Annotated in this window: 14 protein-coding genes; 8 read left to right on the top strand and 6 right to left on the bottom strand. The window is 41.7% G+C overall.

The annotated features are described in order from the left end of the window. Nucleotides 1-86 precede the first annotated feature (86 nt). From ACEN9X_RS27515 to ACEN9X_RS27495, 5 genes are read right to left on the bottom strand one after another with little or no spacing between them, the layout of a single operon-like run. Nucleotides 87-1,067 (bottom strand): YihY/virulence factor BrkB family protein, encoded by a 981-nt coding sequence (locus ACEN9X_RS27515; protein ID WP_413668180.1) that lies wholly within the window; start codon nt 1,065-1,067, stop codon nt 87-89. Between the two features lie 11 nt (nt 1,068-1,078). Then, entirely contained in the window at nt 1,079-1,486 is a 408-nt protein-coding gene (locus ACEN9X_RS27510) for an acyl-CoA thioesterase (RefSeq protein WP_413668179.1), read from the bottom strand. Continuing rightward, on the bottom strand, nt 1,486-2,538 hold the full coding sequence (gene mltG, locus ACEN9X_RS27505) for an endolytic transglycosylase MltG (RefSeq protein ID WP_413668178.1): 1,053 nt from the start codon (nt 2,536-2,538) through the stop codon (nt 1,486-1,488). Before mltG ends, ACEN9X_RS27510 begins: the two co-directional genes overlap by 1 nt. Nucleotides 2,539-2,566: 28 nt before the next feature. Continuing rightward, nucleotides 2,567-2,875, bottom strand: a complete 309-nt coding sequence (locus ACEN9X_RS27500) for a rhodanese-like domain-containing protein (protein ID WP_413668177.1) — start codon at nt 2,873-2,875, stop codon at nt 2,567-2,569. After that, a complete protein-coding gene (locus ACEN9X_RS27495) occupies nt 2,853-3,647 on the bottom strand; it encodes a PASTA domain-containing protein (protein ID WP_413668176.1) in 795 nt (264 codons plus the stop codon). The genes ACEN9X_RS27500 and ACEN9X_RS27495 overlap by 23 nt, the downstream gene beginning before the upstream one ends. A 254-nt stretch (nt 3,648-3,901) precedes the next feature. Between ACEN9X_RS27495 and ACEN9X_RS27490 the strand changes: the two genes are divergently transcribed. The 3 genes from ACEN9X_RS27490 (at nt 3,902) to ACEN9X_RS27480 (ending at nt 6,745) form a co-directional block, all read left to right on the top strand. After that, entirely contained in the window at nt 3,902-4,891 is a 990-nt protein-coding gene (locus ACEN9X_RS27490) for a D-alanine--D-alanine ligase (protein WP_413668175.1), read from the top strand. A gap of 109 nt (nt 4,892-5,000) precedes the next feature. Continuing rightward, entirely contained in the window at nt 5,001-5,636 is a 636-nt protein-coding gene (locus ACEN9X_RS27485; RefSeq protein ID WP_413668174.1) for an ATP-binding cassette domain-containing protein, read from the top strand. Continuing rightward, on the top strand, nt 5,636-6,745 hold the full coding sequence (locus ACEN9X_RS27480) for a hypothetical protein (RefSeq protein WP_413668173.1): 1,110 nt from the start codon (nt 5,636-5,638) through the stop codon (nt 6,743-6,745). The genes ACEN9X_RS27485 and ACEN9X_RS27480 overlap by 1 nt, the downstream gene beginning before the upstream one ends. Before the next feature lie 2 nt (nt 6,746-6,747). Here the strand turns inward: ACEN9X_RS27480 and prmC are convergent, their stop codons facing one another. Continuing rightward, complete coding sequence (gene prmC, locus ACEN9X_RS27475; protein ID WP_413668172.1) at nt 6,748-7,611, bottom strand: peptide chain release factor N(5)-glutamine methyltransferase; 864 nt, start codon at nt 7,609-7,611, stop codon at nt 6,748-6,750. A gap of 33 nt (nt 7,612-7,644) precedes the next feature. Between prmC and ribD the strand changes: the two genes are divergently transcribed. The 5 genes from ribD (at nt 7,645) to bioB (ending at nt 12,809) form a co-directional block, all read left to right on the top strand. Next, a complete protein-coding gene (gene ribD, locus ACEN9X_RS27470; RefSeq protein WP_413668171.1) occupies nt 7,645-8,700 on the top strand; it encodes a bifunctional diaminohydroxyphosphoribosylaminopyrimidine deaminase/5-amino-6-(5-phosphoribosylamino)uracil reductase RibD in 1,056 nt (351 codons plus the stop codon). Beyond that, a complete protein-coding gene (locus ACEN9X_RS27465; protein WP_413668170.1) occupies nt 8,701-9,579 on the top strand; it encodes an EamA family transporter in 879 nt (292 codons plus the stop codon). A 9-nt stretch (nt 9,580-9,588) separates the two neighbouring features. Beyond that, on the top strand, nt 9,589-10,203 hold the full coding sequence (locus ACEN9X_RS27460) for an IMPACT family protein (RefSeq protein ID WP_413668169.1): 615 nt from the start codon (nt 9,589-9,591) through the stop codon (nt 10,201-10,203). A gap of 92 nt (nt 10,204-10,295) precedes the next feature. Continuing rightward, nucleotides 10,296-11,651, top strand: a complete 1,356-nt coding sequence (gene mgtE / locus ACEN9X_RS27455; RefSeq protein WP_413668168.1) for a magnesium transporter — start codon at nt 10,296-10,298, stop codon at nt 11,649-11,651. Nucleotides 11,652-11,801: 150 nt separating this feature from the next. Then, the gene (gene bioB, locus ACEN9X_RS27450; RefSeq protein ID WP_413668167.1) at nt 11,802-12,809 is read left to right on the top strand and encodes a biotin synthase BioB; all 1,008 of its coding nucleotides are present in this window, start codon (nt 11,802-11,804) and stop codon (nt 12,807-12,809) included. Nucleotides 12,810-12,889: the final 80 nt, after the last annotated feature.

The following is a 12,889-nucleotide window of genomic DNA, read 5'->3' as shown; positions in this document are numbered from 1 at the left end:
ACAAATCTGAACCGAATTGCCAAATTTGAATTGTACTTTTTTTAATTTAGTTAAATAATCTATATAAATCACTGATTAACAAAAAGTTAATTTTTAGATTGATCGGTTTTTTTTGCCCGAAAAGTATTGAATCTGGGTTTTACGATTCGGATTGTGCGCTTGGAAAGTTCTACGGATGCATTTAATTCAAACCCGATGATCAAAATTAATGAGTTTATATACATCCAGATCATCACAACAATGAGCGTACCGATAGACCCGTAAACTTTGTTATACGATGAAAAATTGTTGATGTAGTAAGAGAACCCCAGCGAGGTTAAAACTGCCAGCGCTGTAGCCAGTATGGATCCGGGATTTACAAAATTCCATTTCTTTTTATGCGCGGGGGCGTAACGGTAAAGGCAACCGATAGTTACAAAAATAATCACGACAATAATCACCCATCTGAACAACATTACGGGGTAAACCCAAAAGTGATTTGTGGATGCTACATGCGATTGGATAAAATGGATGATAGATTGCCCCAGGATAAGTATGGCAATTGCCAGCAGTAACGCAAAGCTTATGGCTACTGTAATCCCCGTGGCCACCAGGCGGCGTTTAAGCCAGCTCCGTTTATCTTCAATTAATGAAGATTTATTAAAAGCTTTCATCAGGTTGATAACCCCGTTGGTTGCAAAATATAAAGTTGACAGGAAACCAAATGAAAGCAATTTGCCATTTTGGTTGCTTACGATATCAAAAAGAGTTTCCCTGAAGGCCATATAGGCGTTTGTAGGCATTACAGAGGCCAGCACCATCATCAGGTTACCCCTGAAATGTTTAATGGGTACGTAAGGGATAAGCGTAAACAAGAAGATGGTAGCCGGAAAAATGGCCAGCATAAAGCTGTAGGCTAAAGCATAAGCACGGTTAATAAGGGAGTTGTTGGTGATCTCCTTAACAAAAAAATCAATAACGGTATATAGCGGCAACGGCCTGAAACCCGGAATGATAACAGACTTTGTCCACTCAATGATGTACCTGTAAAACGTAAACCGTAATAAAAAGCGGTGCAGCCATTTCATTTACACCAAATCTACTTAAAAAAGGGCATTAATCTATCAGTAAAATCCTGTGGTGGCAGGCATGGGCGGTTGGCCTTCATGTTGATAAAAACCAATAGTGTTTCGCCGGTATTAATAAGTTCACCTTTGGGGTTTGTAAGCTCATATTTGAAATGGATGCGGATACCGGGCAGTTTATCCATGATTACCCTAATGCTGATCTCCTCGTCATACAAAGCCGGTTTAAGGTACTTACATTTAAGTTCAAGAACAGGCATCATAATACCTGATTCTTCCATGCCTTTATACGTAAGGCCAAGACTACGGAGCATCTCAACACGGCCAACTTCATAAAACTCGGCATAGTTGCCGTAGTACATATAACCCATTTGGTCGGTTTCGCCGTAGCGCACCCTTATTTTGGTAGTGTGCTCAAACATTACCTGCGGATGTTACGCTCGTTAAGGGCTTGCTGAAATTTATGTGCATTCACCAAATGGTCGGCCACATTGGTTGCAAATGCATGATAGCCCGAAAAATCGGCTTTGGCACACATGTATATGTAATCGCTTTTTTGATAGTTCAATACTGCTTTTACAGCGTTAACAGATGGCATCATGATAGGGCCCGGAGGCAAACCAGTATGCAGGTAAGTATTGTATGGTGAATTATATGAAAGGTAACGGGTAAGCACGCGTTTAATGGTGAAATCATTCAGCGCGAAGATCACAGTAGGGTCAGCTTCCAGTTTCATGCCTTTTTTAAGGCGATTCAGGTATAAGCCTGCAACTGCCGGCATTTCATCGTCATGCAGCGCTTCTGCATCCACTATGGATGCCAGGATGGATACTTCCTGCGGAGTCAGATTAATAGCAGCCGCCAGTTGTTTACGTTCTGGTGTCCAAAAGGCTTCATAATGATCATACATCCTTTTAAAGAACTTTTCCGGGCTCGTATTCCAATACATCTGGTACGAGTCGGGCATGATCACAGTATAAACATTATCAGTAGTAAAACCGTACTTGCCTACAAAGCTTGCCGAATCAAGCAGCCTGATGATGGCCATTGAATCAGGTTCGATTTTTTTTGAGATAAACCCTGCAAATTGTTCTTTTAGCCTTAAGCCGTGAAATTCAACCTTAACAGGTTCCTGTGTTCCTGAGGCCAGCATATTGATAAGCTTACGGTTACCTAATCCTTGGTGAAGGCGATATTTACCCGGTTTAACACGGGTGGTATAATTCATGTTACGGGCAGCCCACGCAAACGAAACAGTATCCTTAACAATGCCCTCATCCTGAATGGTTTTAAAAACATCGCTGAAAGTAGCACCTGTGTGGATGTATAAATACTCCTGCTTGTCGGTAACGTTAGGGCCAAAGTATTTAAGATAATAATTAAACCCTGTAAAACCCAAAAGTACTACGATAACGACTACAAGCGCTATGATAAATTTCTTGAATATGCCTGATCCTTGTTTTCCCGCGGTCATGATATTGAATAGATGATATTTGTTGTATTTATTTTAATTTTTGAACAGCTATTAGTCCGCCGCTTAAATTCCTCACGTTGGTATAGCCGTGTTCTTCTAATATAGCTCGTGCGGTTTCGCTTCTTAAACCAACCTTGCAGATAACGATTATCTCATCGGTTTTGTTGTAGCGTAAACTGTTAAGTGCACTCTCCAGATTCGACAGCGGGATATTATCACCTCCTATATTATAGGTGTGGTACTCAATAACCTCGCGCACGTCTACCAGGTTCAGGTTTTCGCCTTTCCCTAAACGCTCAAGCAATTCAGTAGCTTTAATTTGCCGGTGGGACTGCATCTGTTTTGGTACCTTGTGAAACAGTAAGGTTAATGCGCGTACCAATACTTGTTTTGCTTAACGAGTCGGTTTTCATTGGATATTGCGAAACTACAACTACGTTGGTCGAATCAGTAATAGTCCCCTGGTAAGTTATAATACCTACAGTTAAACCGGCACCTTTTATTGCAAAACGGGCGGCATCAAGATCAAGGTTTACCAGTTCAGGGATTTCCACTTCGCTCGCACCCTCGCCATCGCCCAAAACCAAATCTATTTTCGATCCCTTAGGGAGCTTGGTTCCCGGTTTTATGATCTGGCCGCCAAAACGCACTTCGAGGATCCTGTCGCGGGCGATATCCGAACGATATGTGGTGTCACCCACTTTTAAACCGTAATTTGATATGGTAGCGATAGCTTCGCGGTAATTACTTTGTTCAAGATCGGGCAGGCTCACGGGCGGTGCCTGAAGCGTTACCATGGTGAGGTAAATTACCCGGTTTTCTTTAACGTTGGTTCCCGGATCTGGATCTTGTTCAACAATAGTGCCGGGGGGCACATCCTGCACGTAAACGGAATCTATCTTATAGCCAAAGCCCTGTTCTTTTAAAATATCCATAGCCTTATCAATAGTGAGGCCTTTAAGCTTTGGTACCGGTATGCCCGATCCATGGCGGGTGTAATAACCAAGACTGAAAAATGCTATTAAAACAACGGCTATCACGGTTACAATAGCCATCAATAAGTTATTCCGGAATGATTTTGATTTTAAGTAAGCCCCAAATTTGCTCATCAGTATATATAAGGATAAACCTTTTAATTAAGTATCAAACATAGGAATTATTTTGGATATGGGTGTTAGGATGTCGGATTTCGGATGTTCGATTTCGGAATTAATTATTGCAGAATTTCGGGAGTTTTAAACTCAAAATTTAAACTTTAGTATTACTTGCAATGATATTTATTCTAATTTCGACTTCGAAATCAGGTCGCTTTCATTGCTCCTGGAAATAAATTCGAAATCGAACATCCGAAATCCGAAATAAAATGAGTGTTAAAAATATTGCCCTTTTGGCCGGAGGCTTTACCGGCGAATATGAAGTATCCCTGAACAGTGCAAAAAATATAGCTGCAAACCTTGCATCAAACAGCAACTATAAAGTTTATACTATCCTGATCACCCGCGACAGGTGGTTTTTTGAAGCCGATGATACCACGGTTGATGTAGATAAAAACGATTTTACCATCATCTTAAACCAGGAAAAAATAAAGTTTGATTTTGCTTTCATCACTATTCACGGTACCCCTGGCGAGGATGGCAAGCTGCAGGGCTATTTTGATATGTTGAGTATCCCTTATAATACATGTGACGCCACAACTTCGGCCATTACCATGAACAAGGCTTATACCAAAGCCATTGTAAATGGGATCCACGGCCTGCACACTGCACATTCTATGCGTTTATTTGAGCGCGATGTGCATGATGTGGCTACCATTGCCGCTAATTTGAAGTTCCCGCTGTTTGTTAAGCCTAATAATGGCGGAAGCAGTGTTGGCATGAGCAAAGTGCAAAACATAGCTGGTTTGCCCGAAGCATTGAACAGGGCCTTTCAGGAAGACGCACAGGTACTCGTTGAAGAATTTATTAAAGGCCGCGAGTTTAGCATTGGCATAGCCCGCCTGCACGGCAAAATAAAAGTGCTGCCTGCTACAGAGATCATTACCTCAAAAGACTTTTTTGATTATGAGGCTAAATACACCTCCGGGGTAACACAGGAAATAACGCCGGCGGACCTGTCTGCCGAAAAAGTCCAGGAAATTGCCGGTATAGTTACCGAAGTATATACCCGCCTTAATTGCCGCGGCATGGCCAGGATCGACTTTATTTTATTAGAAGGCAGTAATGACTTTTATTTTATTGAGATCAATACCACACCGGGGCAATCGGCTGCCAGTTTGATTCCGCAACAGGTGAGGGCAGCAGGTATGGACGTTGGCGAGTTTTACAGCGCACTGATTGAAGGAGCTGCACTATAATTTCGGAATTGAGGTTTTCGATTTCGGATTTATTCGGATAATTAATTTAGAGACGCATTAGGCGTCTTTTTTTGTGTAACAACGGGTTCATTTTGTTATCAAACCAACGATGCTGCAATTTCAAAACTTTACAAAATTATACGGTACTTACCCGGCTTTAAAAATTGAAAACCTGCAATTACAGGCCGGAATCTACTGGATAAAAGGTGTAAACGGATCGGGTAAAAGTACTTTGCTAAAATCCATTGCCGGCATATTGGCTTTTGATGGTGACATATTGCTTGGGGATGGCATCAGCATCAAAAAGCAGCCAGTGGCTTACCGCAAGCTGGTGAACTTTGCTGAAGCCGAGCCTGTTTTTCCGGACTTTTTAACCGGGACTGAAATGATCAGGCTGTTTGCTGATGCCAAAGATGCCTCGGTAGGGCAGGAAGATAAGTACATTAAAAGCATGGGGATGCAAAGTTTTGTCGAGCGCCCTGTTGGTACTTACAGTAGTGGTATGATGAAAAAGCTTTCCTTATTACTTGCCTTTTTAGGTAAACCCAAATTGATCCTGTTAGATGAACCATTAATCACCATTGACACGGCATCCTTAGCAATACTCAATACCTGGATCAGGGAGAGATATGAGCAGGAGGGAACCAGTTTTTTATTATCATCGCACCAAATACTGGAAGACGGCTCACTGCCCGTATCAGGTGAACTCCTCGTTGAGGATCAAACCCTAAAGTTTATCAGCTAATGAAGCCGCTAACCAATGTATTGTTAAAGATATTCGCGGGCGGTTTTTTCCGAGTGCATGCGGGAATCCTGTTGTTCGTATTTTTAGCGATGGTTGGCGTTGTGCCTCCTCAATATTTAATCAGCTACCATAAAGCCTTAATGCTGGCTATGGATAGCAGTTCGGCGGTCATGATTCTTGTGTTTGCGACTTGGTTGATATACGCCATTAAAAGCTGGCATTATATATCCGGGCAGATCTTCGCCTCGGGTCAGCATTTTTTATTTTACAGCAGTAATGCCCTAAGTAAACAACAACAATTAAAAAGCTGGTTTTGGGCGCAGGCTGCTATATTATCGCCAATAATGGTATACGCCTTAATTACAATTGCTGTAGGTTTTGCCAACCATTATTATGTATTGCCAATTTGCATTCTGCTATATTTAATAGCGCTTGCTTATTTAAGCGCAGTAATCTACACAAATCAAATTGCCCGGCTTATAAATGGTAATGATCAATCGCTGCTATTAAAACTAAGCAGCAAATGGCGAAAACCTTATTTCAGCCTTTACATATATCATCTGTTTGATAAACGGAAAGTGCCTTATTTTATAACAAAAGCGCTGTCATGGCTTATTATTACAGGTGTGTTTTATGTATTTGCAGATGTTAAAACAGATTTGCGCGTAGCCGGCATTGCTATCCTCGCCGTAGTTACAGCACATATTGTTTTGATATTTGAGGAAAGAAAATTTGAAGAGAATGAACTTGGCTTCTCCCGCAATTTTCCATACAGCAGGCCGCAGCTTTTCCTGAACTTTGTTCTTGTCTATTTCTTTTTGCTCCTCCCCGAAGGTGTTTGGCTTTTCAGCAGGTTTAACCCTTTAATGGCTGCAGAGCTGTTGCTTGTAACTATAAGCATCGCAATGTTGTTTCATTGCCTGCTTTATTGGTTCGGACTTAATATGGATAAGTACCTGCAATGGATCCTGGGTTTATTTATAATACTATTCTGGATCATTATGTTCAAGTTGCTTTGGATGCTTATCCCGTTAAATTTAAGTATAGCTTACTGGTTATTTTACAGCAACTATTACAAGTTTGAAGGCGTAGTAAGCGATAAGCTTTAGTTTTATAGCTGTGCTTTAATCATTCTATCCCTGCCGCTCATATCTTTTCTCAACTCAATGTTTTTAAAGCCTTTATCAGCCAACAGTTGAACAGTTTCGTTGCCGAGGTTTTCATTGATCTCAAAATAAAGCAGACCATTATCCATTAGGCTCTTTAACGCGAAATTGGCTATAGCCCGGTAAAATACCAGCGGGTCATGCTCGGGGACAAACAATGCGGTATGCGGCTCAAAATCCGTAACATTACTATGCATTTGCTTTTTATCCTCAAGCGTAACATAAGGAGGGTTGCTCACAATGATGTTATATTTCGTAATTCCATTTCCAGGGTCGATATTCAGAATATTGGCATGAATGAAATTAACCTCAACTTTATTTAGTAGCGCATTTTCCTTAGCAGTTTGCAAAGCTCCCTCAGATATATCTATTGCGGATACGTCAGCATTAGATAAATTCTTTTTCAGGCTGATAGCTATACAACCGCTCCCGGTGCCTATATCCAACACAGAAAACCTTTCGCCTTTCACCTTTAACCTTTCACCTTCAATGATCCATTCAACCAGTTCCTCTGTTTCCGGCCGCGGGATAAGCACATAATGGTTCACCTTAAATGGTAAGCCATAAAATTCAGTAACACCGAAAATATATTGAATGGGTTTACCTGTTTTTAGCTCTGTGAGGATGTTTTTGATCTGGGCAGCCTGTTCTGCAACTAACTCCTTTTCGGGAAATGCTTTTATGGAAGCTCTCGACAAGCCGGTAACTTCGGCAACAACAAGCAATGTAACAGCTTCTGTTTCATTGGTATCGTAAACGCCATTTATCTGCTGCCTGTAATCTTCAAAAACATCCTTAATCGTAATCATGCAACAAAGTAACATAAAAGCTACTTTTGCAGCATGCTTGAATATGAAAAATATATGCGCCGCTGTCTGGAGCTTGCCCAACTAGGAGCAGGTTATGTTAGCCCGAATCCCATGGTTGGTGCGGTTGTGGTTCACGATGGCAAAATAATAGGAGAGGGCTATCACCAGAAATATGGCCAGGCCCATGCCGAGGTTAATGCCATTGCACAGGTTACCCAAAAGTTTGATAACCATGCCGAACTGCTCAAAAATTCAATTATATATGTTTCGTTAGAGCCTTGTGCACATTATGGCAAAACACCGCCCTGTGCCGATCTGATCATCAAGCACCAGATCCCAAAGGTTGTAGTTGGCTGCCGCGACCCTTTTGCCCAGGTTGACGGTAAAGGCATTGAAAAACTACAAGCTGCCGGTATTGAAGTAATAACCGGAGTATTGGAGCAAGAATGTCAATGGCTCAACCGTCGTTTCTTCACTAAAGTACAAAAACACCGTCCTTATATTATCCTGAAATGGGCGCAAACGCAGGATAGCTTTTTTGCTCCTGCCGATGGTAGCCAATTTTGGATCACCGGCCCCGAATCAAAAAAACTGGTTCACAAATGGCGCAGCGAGGAAGACGCCATACTGGTTGGTAAAAACACGGTATTAAGTGATAACCCGCAATTAAATACCCGTTATTGGGATGGCCCTTCGCCTAAGCGGGTGGTGATTGACAGGAAACTAGAATTAAATAAAGGGTTGAATATATTTGATCAATCTTCCGAAACGTTGATATTTAACGAGGTTAAGTTTGATGTGGACGGTAAAAACAGGTATATAGCGCTTGAAGATTTTGAGCGTTTTGTACCTCAGTATATTTTGTACCAGTTATATCTTCAGGATATTCAATCAGTTATTATTGAAGGTGGTGCGCGAACGCTCGAATCATTTATTGAAGCCGGCCTTTGGGATGAGGCCCGGGTGTTTACCGGCAATAAAGTTTTAGGGAAAGGTATAAAAGCGCCGCAAATAACAGGTATACTTGCCGAAGAATATCCTGTAGGCGCCGACCGCTTACAAATGTTATACAATAAGCCAGTTATATAAATGCTGTTCGTTTTTTTAAGTATTTGCTGTAGTGTTATCGTATCTATTTTGCTAAAACTGGCAAAACGTTACCATGTAGATGTTTACCAGGCCATCACCTGGAATTACTCCATGGCTATTTTGCTCACCTGGTTCTTTTTCAAACCTCAATTGAGCATCATTCAGAACGGGCCCGTTTATAACTATTTGGCTTTAGGTATCCTGTTTCCGGCGGTGTTTGTAATTATGGCTACATCGGTACGCAAGGCTGGTATTGTACGAACAGATGTGGCCCAGCGGTTATCCCTGTTTATTCCAATATTAGCAGCCTTTGTTTTATTTGGCGAAGCAACAGGTACAGTAAAAGCCATTGGCATTATACTGGCTTTCATTGCTATTATCTGTTCTGTCCCGTGGCAAAAATCGGCTGGTAATAAAGTTGAAAAAGGTTCATGGATTTATCTTTTAATAGTTTTCCTCGGTTTTGGCGTTATTGATGTACTATTAAAACAACTTACCAAGGTTAGCAATGTGCCTTTTACCACGGCCATATTTGTGATTTTTATTATTGCATTTGTATTAACCTTTGCAGGTTTAATTTACCAGGTATCCATTAAAAAAACTAAGTTCTCCCTGCCGCAGATTGTTATAGGCTGGATCCTTGGGATTGCTAATTTTGGTAATATCCTGTTTTATTTAAAGGCACACCAGGCTTTGGCTAATAATCCATCCACGGTATTTTCATCAGTAAACATTGGCGTTATTGTGGTTGGCACGCTGGTGGGCATTTTTGTATTTAAAGAAAAACTAAGCTTGCTCAATAAAATAGGTATAGCCGTAGCGTTGTTGGCTATTGTTATTATTTATTTTCCGCAAACGTTGGGCTTCCTGCACTTGTAATATTTTTGAATGCTTTTTGACGATACTTATAAAACTATAGAAAATCCTGCTGAAGGTATTTTCCGCGACCGGGGCAGCAAATTCCTGGCCTATGCTTTCCCTATCAATTCTGAAAATGATATCAAGGCTCTTGTTGCCCAATTAAAATCCGAACATCCAAAGGCCAATCATCACTGCTGGGCCATGCGCTTAACTATCGACCGTTCGGTGTTCAGGGTTAATGATGATGGGGAGCCTTCGGGTACCGCGGGCAGACCAATCTTAAATACACTTTTATCTAAAGATCTAACCAATATATTGGTTGTAGTGGTTCGGTATTTCGGAGGTACGCTATTGGGTGTCCCCGGTTTAATTAACGCCTATAAAGTAGCAACTGAAGAGGCGATAAACCAGGCTGTTGTCATTTCAAAAACAGTGAATGACGTTTACACTGTTTCGTTTGATTACCTGCAGATGAATGATGTAATGCGCATTATTAAAGATGAGAATCTTATTGTACTTAACCAGGCTTTTGATAATGACTGCAATATCCAGCTTTCCATCCGTAAAACACAGGTTGAACAGGCGCTTTATAAGCTAAGTAAAGTTAATGGCACTAAGATTAAATACAACCACAGCATCTAACGGTTGCGTTGCATTATTTTACTACTTCAGGCACTGTTTTTGTGCCGATTTAATTCCTTAATTGTGGTGTAATTGTCTTAATTTAGTCGGGTATGCAATCTTTTGATTTAGATAAAACCGACCTGCTCCGCATTAAAACAGCGCTCGAAGCCGATGATGCTGAGTTAGAGACTGTTCTGAAGGAATACCACGCTTCGGAGATTGCCATACTATTTGAAAAACTTCAGCAGGAGGAAAAAGAAAGGATCATCAATATCCTTCCGGCCGACGTTGCTTCGGAAGTCTTATCCGAGATGGATGAAGAACACGGCCCCGCCGAGTTACTTGTAAATCTCGATCCCGAGAAACGTACCGAGATAGTTGAAGAGCTTGACTACGATGATGCTACCGACATCATATCCCAGCTTGATGAAGAAGATCAGCAGGAGATTTTAGAGGATCTTGACCATGAAGATGCCAGCAGCATCCGTGCCCTGATGACCTACGCCGAAGATACCGCCGGCGGTTTGATGAACTCTGAGATCATCAAGGTAAACATCAATCACGATAAGAAGGATGCGCTTGAGGAGATTATCCGTCAATCTGAAGAGATGGAAGAGTTTTACACCATCTGCGTGGTTGATAACGATGATATCCTAAAAGGGATCCTCTCCATCAAATCCGTTATCAAAGCCCGCGCCGATGCACGGATCAGCGATCTGGTAACTACCGATTTTGTTTATGTAAAAGCTGATCTTGACCAGGAAGCAGTAGCTCGCCTGATCAAGCAATATAACCTGACCAGTATCCCGGTTGTTGATGACGACATGAAACTGCTTGGTCGTGTTACGGTAGATGATATCATCGACGTAATGGAGGAGGAAAACACAGAGGACATCCTGAAGATCTCCGGTGTATCTGAAGACGAAGAACTAAGCGGTAACTGGGTAGAAGCCGTCAAAAGCCGTTTACCATGGCTGGTGATCAACCTTGGTACAGCATTCCTTGCCGCATCTATTATCCGTACTTTTGATGATACCGTTGCTAAGCTTTCCATTATTTCGGCTTACATGACCATTATAGCAGGGATGGGCGGTAATGCGGCCACGCAGGCTTTGGCAGTAACCGTAAGACGTATTTCACTGAGTGACCTTTCAGATAAGCAGGCTTATAACACCGTATTGAAGGAGTTTTTGGTTGGCATGATCAACGGCGCTGCAAACGGGCTTATTGTTTTTATAGTGGCTTTCTTTTACGACGCAAACCCGATGCTTGGTCTTGTACTGTTTTTGGCCATGACAGGTAACCTTATTATAGCAGGCTTAACAGGGGCCTCGATTCCGCTGATCTTAAAAAGGGTAGGGATTGATCCCGCTGTAGCATCATCGATCATCATCACAACTTTTACTGATTGTATTGGCTTTCTATTACCATTATATCTTGCCACCAAATTGCTTTTGAAGCAGTAAAGCTAAAACCGAAGAATATTTAAAGCCTTGTTATATAGCAAGTTTCTTTTGCTGGGATATCAAAAGTATTATATTTATAAATAATCTTTGAATATTTGCGTGTTTACAATAACTTAATAACACTGTTGGGACGAATTTAATCTGAAACTGATGACTGAAGTTAGACATAACTGGACTAAAGAAGAAATAGCCGAAATATACCATACGCCGCTGCTTGATCTTATATACAAGGCAGCTACTATACACCGCGAAAATAAAGATTATGCAGAAGTGCAGATCAGCTCCCTGATCTCGATAAAAACCGGTGGATGTTCTGAAGATTGCGCGTATTGCCCGCAGGCAGCTCGTTACAATACGGGTGTGAATGTGCATGCGATAATGCCGAAAGATGAGGTGATTGCAGCTGCCGAAAAAGCAAAAGCCGGTGGTGCTTCACGTTTATGCATGGGCGCTGCCTGGCGCGAAGTACGTGATAATCGCGATTTCGATAAGGTAATTGATATGGTAAAAGCTGTTAATGAGCTTGATATGGAGGTTTGCTGTACCCTGGGTATGCTTACCGAAAGCCAGGCCCAGCGTTTAGCCGATGCCGGCTTATATGCTTATAACCACAATCTGGATACTTCTGAAGAGGATTATAAACGTATTATTACTACCCGTACTTACGATGAGCGCCTGAAAACGCTTGAGCACGTGCGCAAAGCCAAGATCACCGTATGTAGCGGTGGCATCATAGGTTTGGGTGAAACTGTAGAAGACAGGGTATCGATGCTGAAAACATTATCGAACCTGCCTAAACATCCGGAATCGGTGCCTATTAATGCATTGGTGCCTGTGGCCGGAACCCCGCTGGCCGATCAGCCACGTGTTTCTGTTTGGGATATGGTACGTATGATTGCAACTACGCGTATTATTATGCCTAAAACAGTCGTTCGTTTATCTGCGGGCCGTACTGAAATGAGCACTGTTGAACAGGCTTTCTGCTTTATGGCGGGCGCTAACTCAATTTTTGCAGGCGAAAAATTGCTTACCACTCCAAATCCATCTTTTGATACTGATATGGCTATGTTTGAATTGCTTGGTTTATCGCCGCGTAAAGCATTTAAAAACGGTCGCCCTAATGAAGTTAAAAATCAGGAAGTTGAAGTAGCTGGTTAAAAAACGCTTTAAATAATAACAGAAGAAGCCTGGCATTTTTGCTACGGCTTCTTCTGTTTAAGAGCATCATGTTTAATATC

Origin of the sequence: Mucilaginibacter sp. Mucisp86 (genome assembly GCF_047324315.1) — a bacterium.
Classification (GTDB): Bacteria; Bacteroidota; Bacteroidia; order Sphingobacteriales; family Sphingobacteriaceae; genus Mucilaginibacter.
The sequence above is the reverse complement of the archived record's forward strand: the minus strand, read 5'-3'. Positions and strand labels throughout refer to the sequence as shown.